18 protein-coding genes are annotated in these 23,001 nt (G+C 69.1%); 10 read left to right on the plus strand and 8 right to left on the minus strand.

Annotation, left to right across the window (positions count from 1 at the left end):
- Positions 1 to 8: 8 nt before the first annotated feature.
- The 5 genes from ACIPVN_RS12215 to ACIPVN_RS12235 form a co-directional block, all read right to left on the minus strand.
- Complete coding sequence (locus tag ACIPVN_RS12215; RefSeq protein WP_400443056.1) at positions 9 to 1,544, minus strand: alpha-N-arabinofuranosidase; 1,536 nt, start codon at positions 1,542 to 1,544, stop codon at positions 9 to 11.
- Between the two features lie 43 nt (positions 1,545 to 1,587).
- The gene (locus ACIPVN_RS12220; protein WP_400443057.1) at positions 1,588 to 2,523 is read right to left on the minus strand and encodes a carbohydrate ABC transporter permease; all 936 of its coding nucleotides are present in this window, start codon (positions 2,521 to 2,523) and stop codon (positions 1,588 to 1,590) included.
- A complete protein-coding gene (locus ACIPVN_RS12225; protein WP_400443059.1) occupies positions 2,523 to 3,461 on the minus strand; it encodes a carbohydrate ABC transporter permease in 939 nt (312 codons plus the stop codon). The genes ACIPVN_RS12220 and ACIPVN_RS12225 overlap by 1 nt, the downstream gene beginning before the upstream one ends.
- Positions 3,458 to 4,795 (minus strand): extracellular solute-binding protein, encoded by a 1,338-nt coding sequence (locus ACIPVN_RS12230; RefSeq protein ID WP_400443061.1) that lies wholly within the window; start codon positions 4,793 to 4,795, stop codon positions 3,458 to 3,460. Before ACIPVN_RS12230 ends, ACIPVN_RS12225 begins: the two co-directional genes overlap by 4 nt.
- A gap of 91 nt (positions 4,796 to 4,886) precedes the next feature.
- The gene (locus ACIPVN_RS12235; RefSeq protein WP_400443063.1) at positions 4,887 to 5,933 is read right to left on the minus strand and encodes a LacI family DNA-binding transcriptional regulator; all 1,047 of its coding nucleotides are present in this window, start codon (positions 5,931 to 5,933) and stop codon (positions 4,887 to 4,889) included.
- Between the two features lie 78 nt (positions 5,934 to 6,011).
- Here ACIPVN_RS12235 and ACIPVN_RS12240 point away from each other — a divergent pair, with 78 nt between their 5' ends.
- The 8 genes from ACIPVN_RS12240 to ACIPVN_RS12275 all read left to right on the plus strand — a co-directional run bounded on the left by ACIPVN_RS12240 (position 6,012) and on the right by ACIPVN_RS12275 (position 18,469).
- Positions 6,012 to 7,271 (plus strand): D-arabinono-1,4-lactone oxidase, encoded by a 1,260-nt coding sequence (locus tag ACIPVN_RS12240; protein ID WP_400443065.1) that lies wholly within the window; start codon positions 6,012 to 6,014, stop codon positions 7,269 to 7,271.
- 403 nt (positions 7,272 to 7,674) lie between these two features.
- Positions 7,675 to 10,776 carry a carbohydrate binding domain-containing protein gene (locus tag ACIPVN_RS12245; protein ID WP_400443067.1) on the plus strand — a complete coding sequence of 1,034 codons (3,102 nt, stop codon included), beginning with the start codon at positions 7,675 to 7,677 and terminating at the stop codon, positions 10,774 to 10,776.
- Positions 10,777 to 10,923: 147 nt separating this feature from the next.
- On the plus strand, positions 10,924 to 11,943 hold the full coding sequence (locus tag ACIPVN_RS12250; RefSeq protein ID WP_400443069.1) for a LacI family DNA-binding transcriptional regulator: 1,020 nt from the start codon (positions 10,924 to 10,926) through the stop codon (positions 11,941 to 11,943).
- A complete protein-coding gene (locus tag ACIPVN_RS12255) occupies positions 11,943 to 13,520 on the plus strand; it encodes a sugar ABC transporter ATP-binding protein (protein WP_400443071.1) in 1,578 nt (525 codons plus the stop codon). Before ACIPVN_RS12250 ends, ACIPVN_RS12255 begins: the two co-directional genes overlap by 1 nt.
- A gap of 145 nt (positions 13,521 to 13,665) precedes the next feature.
- The gene (locus tag ACIPVN_RS12260; protein ID WP_400443072.1) at positions 13,666 to 14,664 is read left to right on the plus strand and encodes a substrate-binding domain-containing protein; all 999 of its coding nucleotides are present in this window, start codon (positions 13,666 to 13,668) and stop codon (positions 14,662 to 14,664) included.
- Positions 14,665 to 14,748: 84 nt separating this feature from the next.
- Positions 14,749 to 16,356 (plus strand): sugar ABC transporter ATP-binding protein, encoded by a 1,608-nt coding sequence (locus ACIPVN_RS12265; RefSeq protein WP_400443074.1) that lies wholly within the window; start codon positions 14,749 to 14,751, stop codon positions 16,354 to 16,356.
- Positions 16,353 to 17,432: an ABC transporter permease gene (locus ACIPVN_RS12270; protein WP_400443076.1), complete on the plus strand. Its 1,080-nt coding sequence runs from the start codon at positions 16,353 to 16,355 to the stop codon at positions 17,430 to 17,432. The genes ACIPVN_RS12265 and ACIPVN_RS12270 overlap by 4 nt, the downstream gene beginning before the upstream one ends.
- Entirely contained in the window at positions 17,429 to 18,469 is a 1,041-nt protein-coding gene (locus tag ACIPVN_RS12275; protein ID WP_400443077.1) for an ABC transporter permease, read from the plus strand. The genes ACIPVN_RS12270 and ACIPVN_RS12275 overlap by 4 nt, the downstream gene beginning before the upstream one ends.
- 10 nt (positions 18,470 to 18,479) lie before the next feature.
- Here the strand turns inward: ACIPVN_RS12275 and ACIPVN_RS12280 are convergent, their stop codons facing one another.
- Positions 18,480 to 19,325: an NAD-dependent epimerase/dehydratase family protein gene (locus ACIPVN_RS12280; protein ID WP_400443079.1), complete on the minus strand. Its 846-nt coding sequence runs from the start codon at positions 19,323 to 19,325 to the stop codon at positions 18,480 to 18,482.
- Positions 19,326 to 19,391: 66 nt separating this feature from the next.
- Positions 19,392 to 20,288: a LysR family transcriptional regulator gene (locus ACIPVN_RS12285; RefSeq protein WP_400443081.1), complete on the minus strand. Its 897-nt coding sequence runs from the start codon at positions 20,286 to 20,288 to the stop codon at positions 19,392 to 19,394.
- 82 nt (positions 20,289 to 20,370) lie between these two features.
- Between ACIPVN_RS12285 and ACIPVN_RS12290 the strand changes: the two genes are divergently transcribed.
- Complete coding sequence (locus ACIPVN_RS12290) at positions 20,371 to 21,036, plus strand: type 1 glutamine amidotransferase domain-containing protein (protein WP_400443082.1); 666 nt, start codon at positions 20,371 to 20,373, stop codon at positions 21,034 to 21,036.
- 52 nt (positions 21,037 to 21,088) lie between these two features.
- Here the strand turns inward: ACIPVN_RS12290 and ACIPVN_RS12295 are convergent, their stop codons facing one another.
- Entirely contained in the window at positions 21,089 to 21,673 is a 585-nt protein-coding gene (locus ACIPVN_RS12295) for an antibiotic biosynthesis monooxygenase (protein WP_400443084.1), read from the minus strand.
- Positions 21,674 to 21,822: 149 nt separating this feature from the next.
- Between ACIPVN_RS12295 and ACIPVN_RS12300 the strand changes: the two genes are divergently transcribed.
- On the plus strand, positions 21,823 to 23,001 hold the full coding sequence (locus ACIPVN_RS12300; protein ID WP_400443364.1) for a thiolase family protein: 1,179 nt from the start codon (positions 21,823 to 21,825) through the stop codon (positions 22,999 to 23,001).

A 23,001-nucleotide genomic window follows, 5' to 3' on the forward strand; every position in this document is an offset into this window, starting at 1 on the left:
AGGGCGGGTCAGGCGCGCGTCACCTCGAGCTCGATGACCGACCATGACAGGGCGGGCAGGGTCGCCCGCACGGTTCCGTCGACGATCTCGGCGGCGGCGAGCGGCACCATGTGCACGGTGTCCGGGGCCGTCTCGAGGTTGGCGGTCGAGCGGTCGCCGCCCTCGGGGATCGTGAGCGTCTCGGCCTGGCGCACGCGCAGGTCGCCCAGGCCGTGCAGGTCGATCGTGAGGTCGTTCGCCGAGTCGAGCGAGCGGTTCGCCACGAACACCACCAGGCGTCCGGTCTCCTCGTCCCACGTGGCGGCCGCATCGACCGAGTCGACGTCGCCGTAGCGCTTCGTCGCGATCTGCGACGCCGAGACGGCGAGACGCAGGATGCGCCCCTTCGCCAGCCGCGCCATCCGCTCGAACGGCCAGAAGCTGGTCTGTCGCCAGGCCGGACCGTTCTCCTCCGAGCGGATCGGCGCGATCACGTTCACCAGCTGCGCCTGGTTGGCGATGCGCACGCGGTCGCCGTGCCGCAGCAGGCTGTTGAGCAGGGTGCCGACGACGACGGCATCCGTCACCGAATAGGTGTCCTCGATGAGGCGCGGGTGCTCGCGCCATCCGGCCTTCGCGATCTCGCCCGCCTCGACGTCGTTGTACTTGCGCTGATCCCACACGTTCCATTCGTCGAACGAGATGTCGACCTGCTTGGTGTGCTTGCCGGCGGCCTTGACCGCGTCGACCGTCGCGATGACGCCCTCGATGAAGCCGTCCATGTCGACCGATTCCGCGAGGAACGACTCGGTGTCGCCGTCGTGCTCCTGGTAGTAGGCGTGCATCGAGACGAAGTCGACCTCGTCGTAGGCGTGGGTGAGCACCGTGTGCTCCCACGACCCGAACGTCGGCATCGACCTGCTCGACGACCCGACCGCCACGAGTTCGATCGACGAGTCGACCAGTTTCATGGCCTTGGCCGACTCCTGCGCGAGACGGCCGTACTCGGCAGCGGTCTTGCCGCCGATCTGCCACGGTCCGTCGAGCTCGTTGCCCAGGCACCACAGCTTGATGTCGAAGGGCTGCTCCGCGCCGTTCTTGCGACGCAGGTCCGACCAGTACGTGCCGCCCGGGTGGTTGGCGTACTCGACGAGTGCGCGGGCCTCTTCGACGCCGCGGGTGCCGAGGTTGATCGCCTCCATCACCTCGACGTCGGCCTCCTTCGCCCAGTCCATGAACTCGTGCAGGCCGAAGGCGTTGGTCTCGATCGTGTGCCACGCGCCGTCGATCCGAACCGGGCGATCCTCGACCGGGCCGACACCGTCTTCCCAGCGGTAGCCCGAGACGAAGTTGCCGCCCGGATACCGCACGACCGTCGGTCCCATCTCCTTCACCAGGGCCAGGACGTCCTGACGGAATCCGCGCTCGTCGGCCTGCGGGTGCCCCGGCTCGTAGATGCCGGTGTACACGCAGCGCCCCATGTGCTCGACGAAGGACCCGAAGAGCCTCCGGGGAACGTCGGCGATGGTGAAGTCGCGGTCGATGGTGATGCGGGCGTGAGACATTGCTCTCCTTGGTTGCGGCGGATGCCGGGGGGACGGGGGACTACTACTGACCGCCGAAGCCGCTGGTCGCGACTCCCTTGACGATCTGCTTCTGGAAGATGAGGAACACGACGATGAGCGGGAGCGCGGCGAGCACGGCCTGCGCCATGACCTGCGCGTACTGCACGCCGTAGGCGCTGATCACGGTCTGGAGCCCGACCGGCAGCGTCATGAGCGTGGTGTCGTTGATGACGAGGAACGGCCACAGGAAGTTGTTCCACGCAGCGATGAACACGAAGATCGCCACGGATGCCAGGATCGGCCGCGACAGCGGCAGCACGATCGACCAGAAGATGCGCAGGCGGCTGGCGCCGTCGACGCGGGCGGCGTCTTCGAGCTCGATCGGGATCGCGTCGAAGAACTTCTTGAGGATGAACACCATCGCCGGCGCCACGACCTGCGGCAGGATCAGACCCCAGTGCGTGTCGATCAGGTTGAACGCGAGCATCTCGTAGAAGAGCGGGATGATCAGCACCTGCGGCGGCACGACGATCGAGGCGATGATCACGACGAACAGCCACTTGCGGCCGGTGAAGTCGAGCCGCGAGAAGGCGTAGGCCGCCAGGGCCGAGATCGTCAGCGTGATGAGGGTGACGGCGACCGAGGTCCACAGGCTGTTGAGCGCCCAGACGTAGACGTTTCCCTGCGAGAGGATCGCCGTGAACGCCTCGAGGGTGGGGCCGCTCGCGCCGACCCAGCCGGGGTCGCCGGACGCGGCATCCGTCTCGGTCTTGAAGGCGGTCGCGACCGCCCAGAGGAACGGCAGCAGCCAGCCGATCGCGAGGAGCGCCAGCACCACGAACGCGGCGATGCGCAGCGGCGAGAACGGCTTCTGACCGGGCAGCTTCGGGCGCGCGGGGCGCCGGTGGCGGGGAACGATGAGCGTGCGGGTCTGGTCGTCGGATGCGGAGTCGGTGGGGATGAGGGTGGCGGAGGACATCACTGCTCCTTCTTGCGACGCGTGACCAGGGCCTGCGCGACGCCGATGATGACGATGAGGGCGAAGAAGACGTACGAGATCGCCGCGGAGTATCCGAAGCGGTAGTTCACGAAGCCGGCCTCGTAGATGTACTGCACGATCGAGCGGGTGGTGTCGCTCGCGACGCCGCCGAGCATCTGGTACGCCTGGTCGAACAGTTTCAGCGAGGCGAGGATCTGCAGGATGAGGATCAGCGCGGTGGCCGGTCCGAGCTGCGGGAGCGTGATCGACCAGAACTGACGCCACGCGCCGGCCCCGTCGAGGGATGCCGCCTCGTACTGCTGCGGAGGAATGTTCTGCATGGCGGCGAGGTAGAGCAGGAAGTTGAACCCGACCGTCCACCACACCGTCGCGATCACGATCGACAGCATGTTGGTGTCGGAGTTCTGCAGCCAGGCGATCGGCTCGAGGCCGAAGAAGGTCAGGATGTTGTTGGCCGCGCCGATCTGGGGGTTGAAGATCCAGACCCAGATCTGCGAGATCACGGTGGATGCGAGCAGGTACGGCATGAAGAACGACAGCCGCCAAAGCCACTGGCCGGGGAGGCCCCGGTCGACGAGCGCCGCCATGAGCAGGGCGATCGCGACGAGCGGAACGGTCGAGAGCAGTGTGAACCAGACGGTATTGCCCATCGACTGCCACATCACCGGATCGACGAGGGCCTCCGCGTAGTTGGCGAACCCGACGAACCCTCCGCCGGCGCCGGTGAGCGACTGGTCGGTGAAGCTCAGGTAGATGCCGTGCAGGATCGGCCAGACGAGGAACAGGGCGAAGGCGATCAGGAACGGGGTGAGGAAGGCCCAGCTGATGAGCTGCTCGTGCCTGCGCGAGCCGGCGCGGCGAGGGCGGAAGTCGGATGCTCCGCCGGTGACGATGGTGCGGGTGGCGGTGGCGCTCATGACTTCCACGTCCCCTCGGGGTCGGCGGGGTTGGGCTGTCGCAGCAGCGTGTTCACGCGCGCTTCGAAGCGGTCGATCGCGGCGGCCGGGTCGGCGCCGGAGAGCAGCACGTTCTGCACGGCGGCGCCGAACTCGCCCTGGAAGCTCGACCCCGAACCCGTGAACCACGCCGTCGGGTCGTAGACGACGTTGTCGGCGGCCGAGGCGTAGTGCGCCTGCGGCACGAGGTCGTCGTAGGCGGGGGAGGAGGTGACCGGGAGGTAGGCGGGGATGTGCCCGGCCTCGGCCCACTGGAACGAGTCCTTCAGCATGTCGGCGACGAAGCGGTACACGAGGTCGCGGCGCTCCTCGTTCGCGTTCGACTGGTGGGGCAGCACGAAGGAGTGCGAGTCGGCGTAGACCGCCGGCGTGCCGTAGATCGTCGGGATGGTGGTCGCGTCGAAGGGCAGATCGTTGCTCTGCATCGTGCGCAACTCCCACACGCCGGTCATGAGCATGCCGCTCTTGCCGGTGGCAAACTCCGCGACGGCCCCGCCGTAGTCGGCGCGGGCGGCGGCGATCTCACCGTCGAGCAGGGTCTGCATGAAGCGCAGCGCCTCGACCGCGGCATCCTTGTCGATCACGGCCGTGCCGCCCACGGGCAGTTCGATCTGCATGCCGTGCTGCGCGTAGAGCCCGTAGAACAGGCGCCACATCTGGGCGCCGTCGCCGAGGTACCCGAACGAGAGCGCGTGCTCGGGCGACTGCGCCCCGACCTCCCGGAGCTGATCGACGAACTCCTCGGGAGACGATGTCTGCTGCAGCTTGCCGTCGGAGTCGAGGACCCCGGCCGCGTCGCAGATGTCGGTGTTGAACATGAGCACGAAGGGGTGGGCGTCGAGCGCGACGCTGTAGAGGCGGTCGCCCACGAATCCCTTCTCCCAGATCGGGCCGGGGAAGGTGGAGCGGTCGACGCCGAGCTCGGCGAGCCGGTCGACTTCCCATGTGTCGAGGAGCCCGCCGGGGGCCCAGCCGTTCACGCGCGTCGCGTGCATGATCGCGACGTCGGGGGCTCGTCCGCCGGCACCCGCCATCGCGAGCTTCGTGTAGTACGGGGTGCCCCAGGCGAGCACGGTGGGGCGGATGCGGTAGTCGGACTGCGCCGAGTTCACACCGTCGAGCAGCGATGACATCGTCACGCCGTCGCCTCCGGAGAGCAGGTGCCAGAACTGCAGGGTCTCGGTGCGAGATCCTGCGGGGGAGAGGGGAGAGCAGCCGGCGAGCAGTGCCGCGCCGGCGGTGAGCGTGGCGGCGGTGAGAAACTGCCGGCGGGACAGATCGAGCGGGGGCGTCATCGTCACTCCTTCGTGACCGGATGGTGGACGCCTCATCATTACATCGATGTAATCGCCGACGCAAGCAGACGATCCGAACGGATGCCGTGGCTCAGGGCCGGAAGCCGAGCGGTGCGGCTTTCGTGCTGTCGCGCTCCAGCAGATGATGCGACAGCGTGAGGGCCCGCGGGGGAGCGGACCGGTCGTCCATGCGGGTCTCGAGCAGGCCGAGGGCGGCGACCGCGAAGGCCCGGCGATCGAACGCGATGGTGGTCAGCGACGGCGAGGTGTACTTCGAGAACTCGACGTCGTCGAAGCCCGTGACGATCACGTCCTCCGGCACGCGCACGCCGCGGTCGTGCAGCGCGTGCAGGGCGCCGAGGGCGAGGGAGTCGGTGAAGGCGACGATCGCGTCGAAGGCGACGCCGCGCTCGAACAGTGTGCGCACGGCATCCGCTCCGCCCGCCATCTCCCACGGCAGGCGGTTGACCTCGAGCGCCGGATCGCGGGGGATGCCCGCCTCCCGGAGCGCGTCGTGCACGCCCTCGAGGCGCAGGCGGCTCGTGGCGGTCGCGACCGAGGGGTCGTCGTCGGCGCCGACGACCGCTATCCGCCGGGCGCCGCGTGCGAGCACATGCCGCGCGGCATCGGCGGCGGCGAGCCGGCTGTCGATGCGCACGTGGTCGGCGCGGTTCTGCTCGACCTCGCCGATCACGACGAGCGGCGGCAGACGGTCGGCGTACTTGAGCACGCTGTCCTCGAGGCGGATGGGGTTGAGGATCAGGCCGTCGACGAGGTGGGCTCGGGCGCGGGAGACCAGCTCCTTCTCGCGCTCGGGCTCGGATGCCGTCTCCTCGATCTGCACGGCCAGCCCCCGCTCGTGCGCGGCTTCGACGATCCGGTGCACGAGCTCGGCCGAGAACGCGGTCGCGAGATCGGGGAGGGCGACGGCGATGATCCCCGAGCGTCCCTTGCGCAGCCCGCGGGCGCTGAGGTTCGGCACGAAGTCGAGCTGCGCCATCGCCGCCTCGACCTTCGAGCGTGTGCTGTCGTTCACGGGGACGGTGCCGGTGACGACGTTCGAGACCGTCTTCGGCGAGACACCGGCGAGAGCGGCGACGTCTTTCATCGTCGCGCGGCGCGGCGGGGTCGTCGTCATGCGGTCAGCCTACCCGCGGGGTCGTCGTCCGCCGTGGTACATCGTTGTAGAGAATGTGCTCCTGGCTATGCTGGCGCGATGGGCAACGAACGCAATTGGGCGGGCAACCTCACCTACCGGGCATCCCGGGTGGAGCACCCGGCGTCGATCGACGAGCTGCGGGCGCTGCTCTCGCAGGGCGGAATGGTGCGGATGCTGGGCTCGCGCCACTGCTTCAACGACATCGCCGACACGGACGGCGTGCTGATCGCCCTCGACCGGCTGCCCGCGGTGTTCGAGGTGAGTCCGGAGCGCGACGCCGTGCGGGTGGCCGGAGGGCTGCGCTACGGCGACATCGCCCCGCTGCTCGCCGCCGAGGGGCTCGCGCTCGCCAACCTCGCCTCGCTGCCGCACATCTCCCTCGCCGGCGCCGTCGCCACCGGCACCCACGGCTCCGGTGACGCGATCGGCTCCCTCGCGAGCGCCGTGCGCGCCCTCACGATCGTCACGCCCGCAGGCGAGACGCGCGAGCTGCATCGCAGCGACGCCGAGTTCGACGGTGCGGTCGTGAGCCTCGGCGCCCTCGGCGCGATCGTCGACCTCACCCTCGACGTCGAGCCGACCTACGACGTCGCGCAGCACGTCTTCGAGCACCCGTCGTGGGACGCGATCCTCACGGACCTCGAGGCGGTCACCGGCATCGGCACGAGCGTCAGTATCTTCTCGACCTGGCAGCACACCGACGTCGCCGACCAGATCTGGGTCAAGCAGCGCCTCCCCGAGGCGCGTGAGGCCGCCCGCGAGTCCCTGTTCGAGAGCCTGGGCGCCGAAGCCGCAGCGAGCAAGCGGCATCCGATCCTCGGCGTCGACCCCGTCGCCTGCACCGAGCAGCTCGGGGTGCCCGGGCCCTGGTTCGAGCGGCTCGCGCACTTCAAGCTCGAGTTCACCCCCTCGGCCGGTGCCGAGATCCAGAGCGAGTACCTCGTGCCCCGAGCCGACGCCGTCACGGCGATCCAGGCCGTGCGTTCGCTCGCCGGGCAGATCGCTCCGCTCCTGCTGGTGAACGAGATCCGCACGGTGAAGGCCGACGACCTCTGGCTGAGTCCGTCGTACGGCACGGATGCCGTCGGCATCCACTTCACGTGGAGGCCGGACGAGGCCGCCGTGCGCGCGTTCCTGCCGACGCTCGAAGCGGCGCTGCCGCCGACGGCCCGTCCCCACTGGGGCAAGGTGTTCACGCTCGACGCCACCGAGGTGCGCGAGCGGTATCCGCGCTTCGACGACTTCGACGCCCTGGCCGCGCGTTTCGACCCCGAGCGGCGGCTCGTGAACGGGTTCCTGGAGCGGCTCGGCCTCTGACCGACGAGCGGAGCATCCCGGCTCTTGCTTTCCTAAAACTGTTACCGGTAACATCCGAGGCAGACGCCCGCCGCATCCTTTCGGATGCCACGCGGTCGACGACGATCGTCGTCCTGCATCTCGAGGAGGAGAGCGCATGAACAGCTTCGACGGACCCACCCGCACAGACGTCGACCCCGAACGTCAGACGCGCGCCCTGTAGCGCGCCGCCGCGCCTCGCACCTCCGAGGAGCTTCACCCCACGACCCACGAGGAAGCCGGCGTCCGGCTCTGCGGCGATCCGCCGTCGACCCGAACGACGTCGCTGACAGCCCCGCACGAACGCGCCGGCGATCGAACGGATCCGTCCGTCCGACCGTGATCTCGGCGCGCCATCGAGCGACCCCAGAGAAGGAGAACAGCAGTGAAGAGACCACACAGAACCGTCGCCGCACGCGGCCGATCAGGAGCGCGGTTCGCTGCGTTGCTCGGCGTCGCCGCACTCGCGGCGTCATCGTTGACCCTCGGTGCGACGAGCACGGCGTTCGCCGCGCCGACGCAGCTCATCGGGAACGGCACGTTCGAGACGGGCATCAGCGGCTGGTCCGCACCTCTCGGCGGAACCCTCGCCGAGAGCACGGACGCACGTACCGGGGCGAAGTCGCTCCAGATCAGCGCTCGCACCTCGTTCCAGTCCGGCCCGACGGCCACCGTCACCGGCCTGCTCGACACCGGGACCTCGTACGATCTGAGCCTGTCGCTCAAGTTCGCAGAGGGGCGCGAGACGCAGAACTTCAACGTCGTGCTGTGCACATCGACCCGCAGTCGCTGCGATGTCGTCGCCTCGACGACGTCCACGGCCGGCCAGTGGGCGACGGTGCAGAAGACCTTCACGCCGCTCAGCGCCGAGTACGACCTGCTCTTCGTCGAGACGCCCTGGAACACCGATGTGCAGAGCTTCGTCATCGACGACGTGGCGCTCGTCGCGCAGGACGGTTCGGGTGCTGCTGTCGAGCCGCCCGCCGTCCCCGGGAACCTCCTGCCCGACGGTCGCTTCGTGACGGACAGCGCCGGATGGACCACCACCCGCGGTGGAACGCTCGTGCTCAGCGACGATGCGGCATCCGGCGCGCACGCGCTCGCCGTGACGGGGCGTGAGAACACGCAGTCGGGACCGTTCGCCAGCGTCAGCGGCAAGCTGGAACTCGGCGCCTCGTATCGCGTGACCGGCAAGCTCAAGTACGACGAGGGCGCCGACACGCAGCAGTTCAACTTCACCTTCTGCCCCTCGAACTTCAACGGGTGCGCGGACTACGGTCACACGTTCACGAAGGGCGAGTGGGGCACGTTCTCGCAGGAGTTCACGGCCGAGGCGCGCCACGCGTCCGCCGACTGGTTCTTCGTCGAGACGCCCTGGGGCTCGTCCGCGCTGCAGGACTTCGCCGTCGACGAGGTGTCGCTCGTCAAGATCGCGGATGCTCCGGCTCAGCCCGAGTTCACCAGCCTCGAAAAGGTGCAGACGAAGCCCGTCGGCGACCACAACCCCCTCGTCGGCCACAAGTTCGGCGCCGACCCGCACCACCTCGTCTACAACGGCCGCCTGTACATCTACTCGACGGACGACACCCAGCAGTACGAGCTCAACTCCAAGGACGAGAACGGCCTGCCGACGCAGTCGAACGGGTACGGGGGCATCACCCGGCTGAACGTGATGTCGACGAGCGACATGGTGAACTGGGTCGATCACGGCACCGTTCCGGTCGCCCGTGAGGGCGGTGCCGCTCCCTGGGCCCGCAACTCGTGGGCACCCGCCGCGATCGAGAAGGACGGCAAGGTCTACCTCTACTTCTGCGACAGCGGAACGGGGACGGCCGTCGTCGTCGGGGGTTCGCCCCTCGGTCCGTGGGAGGATCCGCTGGGGAAGAAGATCATCCCCGACACCGTCGACCGCGACTACATCGCAGAGGGCGGGTTCCCGGCGGGCATGTGGCTCTTCGACCCCGAGGTCTTCATCGACGACGACGGCCAGGGCTACCTCTACTTCGGCGGCAACTCCCAGATCGGCACCGCACCGAACGTGCAGGGTCCGCAGAACCCGAAGTCGACGCGTGTGGTCAAGCTGAAGGACGACATGGTGACCCTCGACGGCGATCCGGTCGAGATCGACGCCCCGGGCATGTTCGAGGCCTCCAGCCTCTTCAAGCGCGGTGACACGTACTACTACTCGTACTCGTCGAACTTCCAGGTCAACGAGGTGCCGGGGCAGTACCCGTCGCGCGGCGCGATCGCGTACATGATGACCGACGATCCGATGGATCTTTCGGCGTCGACCTATGCGGGGGTGGCCTTCCAGAACCAGAGCACGTTCTTCGGAGCGGGCAACGGCGGCAACAACCACTCCGACATGTTCACCTACAAGGGGGAGACGTACTTCACGTATCACGCGCAGACGCGCGGAGCGGCATGGGCCGCCGCCCTCGGCACCCCGGGGTCGACCCAGGGCTACCGTTCGGTGCACATCGACAAGCTCGAGTTCAACGACGACGGAACCATCAGGCCGGTCACGGGAACCCGGGCCGGTGTGAGCCAGGTGGAGAGCTTCGATCCGTATCGCGCTTTCGAGGCCGAGACGCTCGCGTGGCAGCTGGGTCTCACGACGGTCTCGACGGACGAGGCCTCGGTCGAGTTCCCCGAGCACAACGGCGGTGGCAACATGGTGCTCTCCGGCGTGGATGACGGCGACTTCGCCGGAATCTCGGGCGTGGACTTCGGCGCGGGGGCGACCTCCGTCTCGGCGTCCGTCAAGCCGCTCGTCGAGGGCGCCTCGGTGCAGGTGCGCCTCGATGACGTCGATGGCCCGGTCGTCGCGGAGATCCCCGTCGAAGGCACCCTCGGCGAGTGGACGACGGTGAGCGCCGACGTGACCGGCGCTGCGGGGGAGCACGACGTGTTCTTCGTCTTCGCCGGACCGGAGGGAGTGGATGCCGACACCGATCTGTTCGAGGTCGACAACTGGTCCTTCGACGGTGAGGGAACCGAACCGGGCGAGCAGCTGGTCGCGTCGCTCTCGACGACCGAGGTCGTCGCGGGCGGCTCCGTCACCGTCTCGGCCACCGGAGTCCCGGCCGACGAGGTCGAGATCGGGATCGAGAGCGAGTACCGCGCCCTCGCGACCGCGTCGGTCACCGACGGACGTCTGTCGTCGACCGTCGTGATCCCCGCCGACATCGAACCCGGCGCACACACCATCGTGCTGCGCGACGGCGATGCGGAGCTCGCACGACTCGCGCTCACCGTGGTCGCTGCGGAGGAACCGGGCGGCGGTGGGAACGGCGGTGGAAGCGGCACCGGTGGTGGATCCGACGCCGGTTCAGGGGCAGGGGCCGGCAACGGGCCCCTCGCCGCCACCGGCGGCGACGCGGCGGGGTCGCTGACAGCGGCGGTCGTCGGCGGTCTGCTGCTCGCGGCGGGTTCGGCGCTGTGGCTGGCCCGACGCCGTCGGGCGGGCGTCGCTCCGCACGAGTGACGATGACAGCGGCGGTCGCAGAATCGTGACCGCCGGGATCCGCCCGCTCGGACTCCCTCGGGACTCCGAGCGGGCGTGTCCGTCGATCATTGCGGCTCTGCGGTGTTCTCGGTAACATCGCTCGAGGCGAGGCCGACGGAGGTGCGGATGGTGAACGTCGGCTCGGACAAGCCCGGCATCCGGCAGGTCGCCGAGATCGCCGGCGTGTCGCACATGACCGTGTCGCGGGTGCTCAATGATCACCCGAACATCAAGCCCGACACCCGCCGTCGTGTGCTCGAAGCGATCGAAGAGCTCGACTACCGCCCCAACCTCGTCGCCCGAGCGCTCGCCACGCAGCGTTCGCGACGCATCGGGGTGCTCGTCGAGAGCTCGGTCGCCTTCGGTCCTTCCAGCATCCTGCGCGCCGTCGAGCTCGCCGCTCGCACGGCCGACTACTCGGTCACCCAGATCGCCCTGCACGACGGCGACGGCACCTCTCCCCAGGAGGCCGTCGAGAATCTGATCACCCAGGGCGTCGATGCCCTCTGCGTGATCGCGCCGCGCTCGTCGTCGGTGGCGGCGCTGCGCCGGGTGTCGATCGGGGTGCCGATGCTCGTCGTCAAAGCCGATGCCGATCCGACCTTCCTGACGGTCTCGATCGACCAGCACGCGGGCACGAGCCTCGTCGTCGATCACCTCGTCGCTCTCGGGCATCGCGACATCCTGCACATCTCGGGCCCGCTCGACTGGCTCGACGCCCGCGCCCGCGAGCGCGCGTTCCATACCCGGGCGAAGTCCTGGGGGATCCGAGAGCGGCCCATCGTCGTCGGCGATTGGACGGCCGACTTCGCCTACGACTTCGCGATGGGCTTGAACAGGCTCCCCGACTACACCGCGGTCTTCGCCGCGAACGACGACATGGCGATCGGGCTCATCCACGGCCTGCACGACAAGGGGTTCGAGGTGCCGACCGACCTCAGCGTCGTGGGGTTCGACGACGTTCCGCTCGCGCGGCACTTCCTTCCTCCGCTCACCACCGTCCGCCAGGACTTCCATGCGCTCGGCGGTGCCGTCGTCGAGATGCTGCGCGCCGCGATCGAAGAGCGCGAGATCCCGCCGCTCACCCGCATCCAGACGGAGCTGGTGCCCCGGGCATCCACCGGTCCTCCGCGGGAGGTGCGCTGATGACCGCGCCCGATCAGCGCCCGCTGGTCGAGCTGTCGGGGATCACCGTCGACTTCCCCGGGGTGCGGGCGCTCGACGACGTCGACTTCCGTCTCTTCGCCGGCGAGGTGCACGCCCTGATGGGCGAGAACGGAGCCGGCAAGTCCACCCTGATCGCCGTGCTCACCGGTACGTGCGCACCGGCCGCGGGGACGCTGACGGTGGCGGGAGTGCCGCGCAGGTTCTCGGGTGTCGCCGACAGCCGAGCTGCCGGGATCGCGACGGTGTTCCAGGAGACGCAGTTGAGTCCGAACCTCAGCGTCGGCGAGAACGTGATGCTGGGTCGCGAGCGTCGCGGCCTGCTCGGCATCGACTGGCGCCGCACGCGCATCGACGCCGCCGCCGCGCTCGCGCGACTCGGGCTCGACGACCTCGACCCACGGACGCCCTTGGCGATGCTCTCGCCGGCGCAGAAGCAGTTGGTCGCGCTCGCACGCTCGGTCGTCGACGACCCCGCGGTGCTCGTGCTGGACGAGCCCACGTCGAGTCTCGATCAGGCGGAAGTGGCCACGCTCATGCGGGTCATCCGCGGGCTGCGCGAGCGCGGAGTCGCGATCCTGTTCGTCTCGCACTTCCTCGAGCAGGCCTTCGCCATCAGCGACCGGATGACGGTGCTCCGAGGCGGGCGCCTCGTCGCCGAGAACGCGACGCGGGATCTCGAGCGCGCCGACCTCATCTCGCAGATGCTCGGGAAGGACATCGAGAGCCTGCGGGCGCTGGGGTCCGAGCGCAAGGCGCATCACTACGCCACGGATGGCGATCCGGCGATCCAGGCATCCGATCTCGGGCGTCGTGGCGAGATGGGGTGCACCGACATCGAGGTGCAGCGCGGCGAGATCGTCGGGTTCGCCGGATTGCGGGGATCGGGGCGCACCGAACTCGCCAGTCTCATGGGCGGCATGGTGAGGCCCGACAGCGGCGAGCTGTGGGTCGACGGCCATCGGGTGGACCTGCGCAGCCCGTCCGTCGCGTTGCAGCACCGGATCGCGATGTCGACCGAGAACCGACGCTCCCAGGGGATCATCGGAGAGCTGACCGCGCGAGAGAACATCGTCCTGTCGCTGCAGGCCCTGCGCGGTTGGTCGCGACCGCTGTCGGCGGCGGAATCTGCTGAGCTCGTCGACACGTATGTGGAGGCCCTGCACCTCGATCCCGCCGATATGGATCGTCCCGTCGGACTGCTCTCCGGCGGCACGCAGCAGAAGGTCCTGCTGGCGCGCGCCCTCGCCACTCGGCCGCACGTGCTCATCCTCGACGAGCCCACGCGGGGGATCGACATCGCGGCCAAGCTCGAGATCCAGCGGCGGGTGAGCCAGCTGGCGGCCGGCGGCGTGGCGGTGGTGTTCATCTCATCGGAGCTCGAAGAGGTGGTGCGGCTCAGCGACCGGATCATCGTGCTGAAGGATCGCGAGAAGATCGGCGAGCTGAGCAACGGCCCCGGAGTCACCGTCGACACCGTCGTCGAGATGATCGCTGCCGACTTCGAATCGGACGAAAGTGTGTCCGGTAACACCAGTGGAGGAAACACGAACCGCTGATTTTCCGAACATACGTTGTGTTCCATGAATTGTTCCCGGTAACATCGCCACCAGGACGCCGGACACGACGTCCTGCAATCACCAGGGACCACGACGGTCTCGACGGTTCGCCGGGTCGGTCCCGGCTTCTCGAAGAGGAGAAAACATGTTCGCGAAGAAGCGCATCCGCACCGCGCTGGGTCTGGCCGCAGCAGGAATGCTCGCCATCGGCCTCACGGCGTGCGCCGGAGGATCGGACGGCGGAGACGCCGGCGGCGACTCCGGAGAGCTCACGACCGTCGGCTTCGTCGCCGTCGGCCCCGAGGGTGCCTGGCGAGAGGCCAACGAGGCCAACATCCAGGACACCTTCACCAAGGAAGCCGGCTACGACCTCAAGTACGCGCCCGCGACCAACCTCGACCAGAAATCGCAGATCGACGCCTTCACGTCGTTCGTCGACGCCGGGGTCGACGTCATCCTCCTCTCGGCCACCGAGGCCTCCGGTTGGGAGGACTCGCTCAAGCGCGCGCAGGAGGCGGAGATCCCCGTCATCCTGCTCGATCGCGGTATCGAGCCCGACGACGACAGCCTCTACGTCACCCGCATCGCGCCCGACAACGTCGAGGTCGCGAAGGAGGTCGGCGCGTGGGCCGCGGCGACATTCCCCGATGGCGGCAACTACGTCGTGCTCGAGGGGCCTGCGGGCGTCGGCGTCGTGAACGAGCGGAACGAGGGCTTCGACGAAGGCCTCGGTGACGCCTCGCTGACGAAGCTCGATGCACAGACCGCGAACTGGTCGGCGGAAGAGGGCAAGAGCGTCTTCGAGACGATGCTCAAGGCCAACAACAACGACATCCAGCTCGTGTTCGCGCAGAACGACGAAATGGGCCTGGGCGCTGCGCAGGCGGCGGAGGAAGCCGGACTCGTCGTGGGCGAGGACGTCAAGATCGCGACGATCGACGGAACGAAGAACGCCATGCAGGCGCTCGCGGACGGCGAGCTGAGCTACGTCCACGAATACAACCCGCTGTTCGGCGAGACCGCGCTCGACGTGGTCGAGAAGACGCTCGCCGGAGAGGATGTCGATTCCTACATCGTCGTGCCGAGCGAGGAGTTCGACTCCGCGGACGCGGCGAAGGCCGTGCTCGCCGACCGCAAGTACTGATCGGACGCCGGCACAGCACCGGCCCCGGCCCGGGTGGCGCCGCTCACGCGACGCCACCCGGGCGAACCACACGGAGAGACAGCGATGAACGAACCACAGCCCATCGTCGAGATGCGCGGCATCTCGATCGAGTTCCCGGGCGTCAAGGCGCTCGACGGGGTGGACTTCCGCCTCTTCCCCGGAGAGGTGCACGCCCTCATGGGCGAGAACGGCGCCGGCAAGTCCACGCTGATCAAGGCGCTGACCGGCGTCTACCGGATCGACTCCGGGTCGATCGTGGTGGCGGGCGATGAGCGCAGCTTCTCCGGTACGGGCGACGCCCAGGCGGCGGGGATCTCGACCGTCTACCAGGAGGTCAACCTCGCGCCGAACCTCTCCATCGGCGAGAACGTGATGCTCGGCCACGAGGTGCGCGGCCTCTTCGACATCAACTGGCGAGCGACCCATCGAGCCGCGACGGAGGCGCTCGCCCGACTCGGGCTGGAGCATCTCGACACCCATCGGCCGCTGTCGACCCTGTCGATCGCGATGCAGCAGCTCGTCGCGATCAGTCGGGCGATGGCCATCCGGGCCAAGGTGCTCATCCTCGACGAGCCCACATCGAGCCTCGACGCCGCCGAGGTGGAGAACCTCTTCGCGGTCATCCGCGCACTTCGCGCCGACGGTGTCGCCATCCTCTTCGTCTCGCACTTCCTCGACCAGATCTACGCGATCAGCGACCGCCTCACGGTGCTGCGCAACGGGCGGTACGAAGGCGAGTTCCTGACCGCCGACCTCGATCGGCACGCGCTGATCTCCACCATGATCGGCAAGGACCTCGACGCGTTGAAGTCGCTGGGCGGCAACCGGCGTCGGGATCCCCGCGATCCCGACGAGAAGCCGTACCTCTCGGCATCCGGGATCGGACGACGAGGCGCGGTCGAGGCGACCGACCTCGAGATCCGCCGCGGAGAGGTCGTCGGCTTCGCCGGCCTCCTGGGAGCCGGCCGCACCGAGCTCGCTCGCCTGCTCTACGCGGCCGACCGAGCCGACGAGGGGAACGTCTCCATCGAGGGGCGGCCAGCCGAGCTCAAGTCCCCGGCCGACGCGCTCGCTCGGCGCGTCGCGTTCTCCACCGAGAATCGGCGCGATGAGGGCATCATCGGCGATCTCACCGTGCGCGAGAACATCATCCTCGCCGTCCAGGCGAAGCGGGGATGGGCGCGGCCCATGTCGCGCAAGGAGCAGGACGCGATCGTCGAGAAGTACATCACCGAGCTCAACGTCCGCCCCGCCGACCCCGACCGCATGATCAAGAACCTCTCCGGTGGGAACCAGCAGAAGGTGCTGCTCGGCCGCTGGCTCGCCACCGAGCCCGAACTGCTCATCCTCGACGAACCGACACGCGGCATCGACATCGGGGCCAAGGCCGAGATCCAGGAGACGGTCGCCGCCCTCGCCGAGGACGGTGTCGCCGTCGTCTTCATCTCCTCCGAACTGGAGGAGGTCGTGCGCCTCTCCGAGCGCATCGTCGTCATCAAGGACCACCGCAAGATCGGCGAGATCCAGAACGGCCCCGAGGTCACCGCCCAGGAGATCGTCGACGTGATCGCCGCCCATGGCGTCACCGCCGCCGCCGAGACGCTCGACGACGCGGATGGCGCACAGGCCGAACCCGACATCCTCATCACCGACAAGGAAGACGCGCGATGACCACCGCCTCCGGCACGCCTGTATGGCGCGAGCTGATCCACAAGCCGTTCTTCTGGGGGATCGTCGCGATCCTGGCGCTCCTCGCGCTCAACGTCGTCAAGGATCCGACCTACCTGGCTCTCTCTGTCAACCCCAACAACGGTCATCTGGTCGGCAACGTCATCGACATCCTCCGCCAGGCGGCTCCGGTCATGATGATCGCGATGGGAATGTCCCTCGTCATCGCCACCGGGGGCATCGACCTCTCGGTCGGCTCGCTCATGGCCGTCTCTGGCGCCGTCGCGATGGAGTTCCTGAGCGCTGCCGGCGACTCCGACTCCATCGGGGTCGCGCTCGCCGCGGTCGGACTCGCGCTCCTCGTCACCGCCATCCTCGGTGCCGTCAACGGCATCCTCGTCGCCTACGTCGGGTTGCAACCCTTCATTGCGACACTGGTGCTGATGCTGGCCGGGCGCGGCATTGCAAAGGTGATCACCGGTGGGCAGAACACCTCCGCGTCGAGCACACCCTTCCGCTGGATCTCGAACGGCTACCTCATCGGCATCCCGGTCGTGTTCATCCTCGCGGTCCTGCTGGTGATCGCGGTCGGCCTGATCGTGCGCCGCAGCGCCCTCGGCCTCATGATCGAGGCGATCGGCATCAACCCCCGCGCGAGTCGCATGGCGGGCATCAAGCCGGCCGGACTGCTGCTCACCGCCTACGTCCTCAGCGGCATCCTCGCGGGAATCGCCGGGGTGATGTCCGTCGGCAGCGTCATGACCGTCGACATCTCGCGCACCGGCTACCAGCTCGAGCTCGATGCGATCCTCGCGGTCGTCATCGGCGGGGCCTCGCTCGCCGGCGGCAAGTTCTCGCTGGGCGGCGCCTTCGTGGGCGCACTGCTCATCGCGACGCTCGACAAGACAGTGCTGTTCCTCGGCATCTCGTCCTCGGCGACGCCCGCGTTCAAGGCGATCGTCATCGTCGTGCTCTGCCTGCTGCAGTCCGAGAGGGTTCGGAGCTGGTTCGGCCGACGACGGAGGACACCACTCGCCACCACGGCGCGACAGAACACGAAAGAGGAGGTGGCGGCATGACCGTCCTCACCGCGCCCACCGCCGGCACGTCGACCCCCACCGATATGAAGAGCCGCATCCGCCGCACCATCCTGGCGAACCCCTCGGTGCTGCCCACGGTGGCATCGGTGGTGATCTTCGTCGCGATGGTCATCTACGGCGAGATCGCCTACGGCCGCATCGTGCAGTTCAACACCGTGTCGAACCTCCTGATCAACAACGCGCACCTCGTCGTGCTCGCGGTCGCCCTCACCTTCGTCATCCTCACCGGCGGTATCGATCTGTCGGTCGGCTCGATCATCGCGTTCTCGTCGGTCGCCGGGGTGATGCTCTCCAACGCCGGATGGAACCCGATCGCGGTCGTCGTCACGATGATCGGTGCCGGGGCGGCGTTCGGCGTCGTGTCGGGCGTGCTGATCCGGTACTTCAACGTGCAGCCCTTCATCGCGACACTGGCGATGATGTTCCTCGGGCGGGGGCTCGCCTCCCTCCTGAGCACGACACCCGAGCGGCTCGACGAGGATTCACCCATCCGCTGGCTCGGCGTCCAGCTCAAGGTGATCGACGGTCCCAAGGTCAACGACCTCGTGATCACCCCGGCCGTGATCATCGCCGTGCTCGTGGTCGCCGTGGCGTTCTTCGTGCTGCACCGCACCCGTACGGGCCGCACCGTCTACGCGATCGGTGGCTCCGAGAACTCGGCGCTGCTGATGGGCCTGCCGGTGCGGCGCACCAAGGTCATGGTCTACGTGATCAGCGGCGCCCTCTCGGGCCTCGCGGCGGTGCTCTACACGGCGCGACTCGGCACGGCGCAGAACATCACCGGCATCGGCTGGGAACTCGACGCGATCGCTGCGGCCGTCATCGGCGGCACGGTGCTCACGGGTGCCTACGGGTATGTGCTCGGCTCGGTGGTCGGAGCGCTCGTGCTCGGCCTGATGACGGTGCTCATCACCCGTGATGGGGGAATCCCTCCCGAGATGACGACCATCATCACCGGGGGCATCCTGCTCGTCTTCGTGCTGCTGCAGCGGGCGGTGGTCAGGAAGAAGGAGTAGCTGGGCGGCCTCAGGCCCCGTCGCGCCAGGAGTGCTGCGGGTCGTAGCCCAGCACCCGCCGGGCCTTGTCGATCGACAGCAGCGTCTCGTTCGGTCCGACGTCGCGGGTGACCGGCACGTCGGGGAACACCTCGGCGATCAGTTCGGCGTTCGGCCGCGACATCACCGTGTCGGCGGCGGCGATGATGAACCGGTCGAACCCGGGGCTCGCGACCTCGAGGGCGCGCTGCACGGCCTGGGCGCCGTCGCGGGCATCGATGTAGCCCCACAGGTTCCACTTGCGCAGCGTCGCGTCGGCGTCGAAGGCGGGGAATGCGGCGTAGTCCTCGGGGTCCATGACGTTCGAGAACCGCAGCGCCGTGATCGACACCTCCGGATGCCAGCGCACGAGCTCGGTCGCCAGCTGCTCTTCGAGGGTCTTCACCAGCGAGTACACCGACTCGGGGCGGGCGGGGTAGTCCTCGTCGACCGGGATGTAGGGCGGCGGCACATCGAACGGCAGCCCCAGCACGGTCTCGCTCGACGCGTAGACGATGCGGCGGATGCCGAGGCGCACCGCCGCCCAGAACACGTTGAACGTGGCCGGCATGTTGTTGTGGAAGGTGGCGACGTCGCTGCGGATGCCGGGAGCGGGGATCGCGCCGAGGTGCACGACCGCGTCGATGCCGTCGTGCCGGTCGCCGACTGCGGTGAACGCGTCGACCACCTGCCCGTAGTCGGTCAGATCGACCTGCACGAAGTCCGGACCGCGGGTGCCGGTCACGTCCATCCCGATGACCTCGTACCCGTTCGCGCGGAGTTCCCTCGCGACGACGCGGCCGAGCTTGCCTGATGATCCGGTGAGAGCGATGCGCATGTCACCACAGTGCCACGGCATCCGTTGTCGCGGGGCGCCCTGGACAGTGCGATACCCGGGCGGGCGTCAGCGGGCCACCCCGGAGCGGAGGAGGGTGTCGATCTCGGCGATCGCCGCCGTGAGCGGACCGGGTCGCCGCACCAGGTACAGGGTGTTGATCGGCGGATCATCGGTCTCCCGGAGCACGACGAGGTCGCCCGACGAGATCTCCTCGCGGATCAGATAGGTCGGCAGCACCGTGAAACCCGCTCCGGCGACGGCGGCGGCGGCGAGCGCGCGCAGATCGGGCGCGATCATCGCCGGCGTGCGGTCGAGCCGCGTGCCGAAGACGTGGCGCCAATAGCGGCGTGCGATCGGCACGTCGTGCGCGTACGCGAGGAGCGGGATGCCGTCGAGGGCGCGAACGTCGAGCTCGGGGGAGGGGGTGACGTCGAACCTCGGTGAGGCGACGAGCGCGAACTCCTCGTCGAACAGCGGGGTCGACGGGAGCGAGCGGCCGCGCGGGCGAATGGCGGAGACGACCACGTCCAGACTCCCCGCGGTGAGGGCCGCGAGGAGATCGTCGGCCAGCCCCGGGTGAACCGTCAGCGACAGCCCCTCGGCCACGGCCGGCGCGAGGGCGGGCATGACCATGCGCTCGAGGAACTCCGCGGCGCCCCCGAGTCGTACGGGCGCGGCGTCGGCTCGTCGGGGAGCGCCCAGCGCCTCGGCGAGGGAGTCGAACGGTGCGCCGAGGCGCACGGCGAACTCGTCGGCACGGGCGGTCGGACGGATGCCGCGGGCATGGCGCACGAAGAGCGGCTCGCCGATCGTGCGCTCCAAGGTCTGAAGCTGCGCCGTGACCGACGACTGCGCGACCCCGAGCGAGCGCGCGGCCGCCGACACGGAGCCGGACCGGTATGCGGAGAGGAACGTGCGCCACAGTGCGACGTTGCGCAAGCCATCGGAATTCCGATCGGTCATATCGCCAATCTATCGGAAGGAGATGCGTCGAGGCGCCGTTGAACCCGACAGATCCTTTTCCGCCACACCGTCTGGAGCATCCATGTCCTCTGTCCTCTTCGTCGTCACCGGCGCTCGCGCCTGGACCCTCGCCGACGGCACCGCGCACCCCACGGGGTACTGGGCCGACGAGCTTCTCGTCCCGTATGCCGCGCTCACCGCTGGCGGACACGACGTCCTCTTCGCGACCCCCGGAGGAGTGGCGCCCGTCGCCGACCCGGCCAGCCTGGGCGACGGCGATACCGAGGAGATCGCGCGCATCGCGGCGCTCGCCTCGCCGCTCGTCCTCGCCGACGTCGATGCGGCGTCCTTCGACGCGGTGTACTACCCGGGCGGACACGGCCCCATGGAGGATCTCGCCACCGACGCCGACTCGGCGGCGCTGATCGCCGAGACGACCGCCGCCGGTCGTCCGCTCGCCGCGGTCTGCCACGGACTCGCCGCGCTGCTTCCGGCGCGCGGCGCCGACGGTGCACCGTTCGTTGCCGGACGACGTATCGCGGCGTTCACGGACGCCGAGGAGCGCATCGGCGGCCTCGCCGACCGGGCCCCGTTCCTCTTGGAGACGGTGTTGCGCGAGCGCGGGGCCGAGGTGCTCGTCGCCGAGCCCTGGTCGGATCATTCGGTGGTGGATGGACTCCTCATCACCGGTCAGAACCCCCAGTCCTCGGCATCCGTCGCTGCCGCGCTGATCGCGGCGCTCGGCTGACCCGGTGCCCGGCGATCGGTCGTCCGCGGGCCGGCCGATCGCCCGGGGCGGTTCAGCGCGCCAGCCAGTGGCGCAGGCGCCGGGTCACCCACGGCAGAACGAGGTAGGCCATGATCGGCGTGAGAACCGCGGTGGTCACGAGAACTCGCAGCCAGATCGGCAACGCATCCCATCCCGGCACCGGCGACATCGCGTACGTGAAGGCGAGGTTGACCGGGAAGAACCCGAGCCAGATCGACACCGCCTGCTTCCAGCGCGGCGGCGCTTTCACGACCGCCATCTCGGCCGACCCCTCGGCGGTCTGCACCGTGATCGTGCCCGTCGTCGGCTCGTCGAACCACCCCTCGATTCCGGTGCGTCGCCGCGAGCGCTCGCTGCGCACGAAGCCCTCGCCCATCGACAGCCACCAGCCGCGCTCGCCGGAATCCTCCCACGCGGTGAGCGTCTGCTCGTCGGCGAACCGGTAGAGCATGTGCCACGTGTCGGACTCGTCGCCGGACCGCACCCACCCCGACCCGAGGAATCCCGGGTACTTGTTCGCCAGGTTCACGCCGGTCTGCACCCACGCGGTCGCCTCGGCGATGCGGGTGGGGTCGACTTCGCGACGGATGGACACGGTGATGGGATCACTGGACATGGTGGGGTCCTCGAGAGAGCGGGCGGCCCGGGTCGCGGGCCTGCGTGCGGGTGCGCCGGGGTGGTGGCGCGTCGTCGATTCTATTCGCGACGTGTGACGGGCGGATTACGGCGAGGGCGGAGCGATCGGCGCAGAATGGGGGCATGAGCATGCGCAGCGAAGCCGTTCTGGTCGATGTCGTCCGCACCCCGGTCGGGCGCGGCAAGCCCGGGGGTGCGCTCTCGGGGGTGCACCCGGTCGATCTCGCCGCCGGGGTGCTGCAGGCGCTGCTCGAGCGCAGCGGTCTCGATTCGCGTCAGGTCGACGACGTGCTGCTGGGCTGCGTGAGTCAGGTGGGAGACCAGTCGACGAACATCGCGCGGCAGGCGGTGCTCGCGGCGGGCTTCGACGAGAGCGTTCCGGGGGCGACGATCGATCGGCAGTGCGGGTCGAGCCAGCAGGCGGTGCACATCGCGGCGCAGGGGATCATGGCCGGCGCCTACGACATCGTGATCGCCGGCGGGGTCGAGTCGATGAGCCGGGTGCCCCTCGGGTCGTCGGCGGCCGGCGGCTCCCCGATGTCGCCGCGATTGCGTGCGCGGTATCCCGACGGGCTGGTGAACCAGGGGGTGTCGGCCGAGCTGATCGCGCAGCGCTGGGGGCTCGACCGTGACGCGCTCGACGCCTATGCCGCCGAGTCGCACCGGCGGGCGGCGCATGCGTGGGCGGAGGGCTTCTTCGATCGCACGGTCGTCGGGGTCGACGAGGCACCGGATGCCGTGACCGACGAGACCGTCCGACCGGCCACCACAGCCGAGGGGCTCGCGGGTCTCAAACCCGCCTTCCGCACGGACGCGCTCGCCGCGCGCTTGCCCGACCTCGAGTGGCGGATCACTCCGGGCAACTCCTCGCCGCTGACAGACGGCGCGTCCGCCGCGCTGCTGATGAGCGCCGAGAGGGCCGCATCGCTCGGACTGGCTCCGCGCGTCGGCATCCGCTCGTTCGCCGTCGTCGGCGACGACCCGCTGATGATGCTGACGGGGCCGATCCCGGCGACCCGGCGGATTCTCGACCGCGCCGGACTCACGATCGACGACCTCGATGCCTACGAGGTGAACGAGGCGTTCGCGTCGGTGCCGCTGGCATGGGCGGCCGAACTCGGCGCCGACCCGGCCAAACTCAACCCGCGCGGCGGCGCGATCGCGCTCGGGCATGCGCTCGGGTCGTCGGGCACGCGCCTGCTCGGAACCCTCGTGGATCACCTCGATACGGTCGGTGGCCGGTACGGGCTGCAGACGATGTGCGAGGGCGGCGGCATGGCCAACGCGATGATCGTCGAGCGACTGTAG

Source organism: Microbacterium sp. NPDC090003 (genome assembly GCF_044748385.1).
Lineage (GTDB): Bacteria > Actinomycetota > Actinomycetes > Actinomycetales > Microbacteriaceae > Microbacterium.

What these genes read in the sequence shown, in the direction of transcription:
- ACIPVN_RS12295 (WP_400443084.1), bottom strand. Translation starts at nt 21,673, where the DNA reads ATGTCCAGTGATCCCATCACCGTGTCCATCCGTCGCGAAGTCGACCCC.
- ACIPVN_RS12240 (WP_400443065.1), top strand. Translation starts at nt 6,012, where the DNA reads ATGGGCAACGAACGCAATTGGGCGGGCAACCTCACCTACCGGGCATCC.
- ACIPVN_RS12260 (WP_400443072.1), top strand. Translation starts at nt 13,666, where the DNA reads ATGTTCGCGAAGAAGCGCATCCGCACCGCGCTGGGTCTGGCCGCAGCA.
- ACIPVN_RS12275 (WP_400443077.1), top strand. Translation starts at nt 17,429, where the DNA reads ATGACCGTCCTCACCGCGCCCACCGCCGGCACGTCGACCCCCACCGAT.
- ACIPVN_RS12300 (WP_400443364.1), top strand. Translation starts at nt 21,823, where the DNA reads ATGCGCAGCGAAGCCGTTCTGGTCGATGTCGTCCGCACCCCGGTCGGG.
- ACIPVN_RS12235 (WP_400443063.1), bottom strand. Translation starts at nt 5,933, where the DNA reads ATGACGACGACCCCGCCGCGCCGCGCGACGATGAAAGACGTCGCCGCT.
- ACIPVN_RS12280 (WP_400443079.1), bottom strand. Translation starts at nt 19,325, where the DNA reads ATGCGCATCGCTCTCACCGGATCATCAGGCAAGCTCGGCCGCGTCGTC.
- ACIPVN_RS12290 (WP_400443082.1), top strand. Translation starts at nt 20,371, where the DNA reads ATGTCCTCTGTCCTCTTCGTCGTCACCGGCGCTCGCGCCTGGACCCTC.
- ACIPVN_RS12255 (WP_400443071.1), top strand. Translation starts at nt 11,943, where the DNA reads ATGACCGCGCCCGATCAGCGCCCGCTGGTCGAGCTGTCGGGGATCACC.
- ACIPVN_RS12225 (WP_400443059.1), bottom strand. Translation starts at nt 3,461, where the DNA reads ATGAGCGCCACCGCCACCCGCACCATCGTCACCGGCGGAGCATCCGAC.
- ACIPVN_RS12285 (WP_400443081.1), bottom strand. Translation starts at nt 20,288, where the DNA reads ATGACCGATCGGAATTCCGATGGCTTGCGCAACGTCGCACTGTGGCGC.
- ACIPVN_RS12220 (WP_400443057.1), bottom strand. Translation starts at nt 2,523, where the DNA reads ATGTCCTCCGCCACCCTCATCCCCACCGACTCCGCATCCGACGACCAG.
- ACIPVN_RS12250 (WP_400443069.1), top strand. Translation starts at nt 10,924, where the DNA reads ATGGTGAACGTCGGCTCGGACAAGCCCGGCATCCGGCAGGTCGCCGAG.
- ACIPVN_RS12265 (WP_400443074.1), top strand. Translation starts at nt 14,749, where the DNA reads ATGAACGAACCACAGCCCATCGTCGAGATGCGCGGCATCTCGATCGAG.
- ACIPVN_RS12270 (WP_400443076.1), top strand. Translation starts at nt 16,353, where the DNA reads ATGACCACCGCCTCCGGCACGCCTGTATGGCGCGAGCTGATCCACAAG.
- ACIPVN_RS12215 (WP_400443056.1), bottom strand. Translation starts at nt 1,544, where the DNA reads ATGTCTCACGCCCGCATCACCATCGACCGCGACTTCACCATCGCCGAC.
- ACIPVN_RS12230 (WP_400443061.1), bottom strand. Translation starts at nt 4,795, where the DNA reads ATGACGCCCCCGCTCGATCTGTCCCGCCGGCAGTTTCTCACCGCCGCC.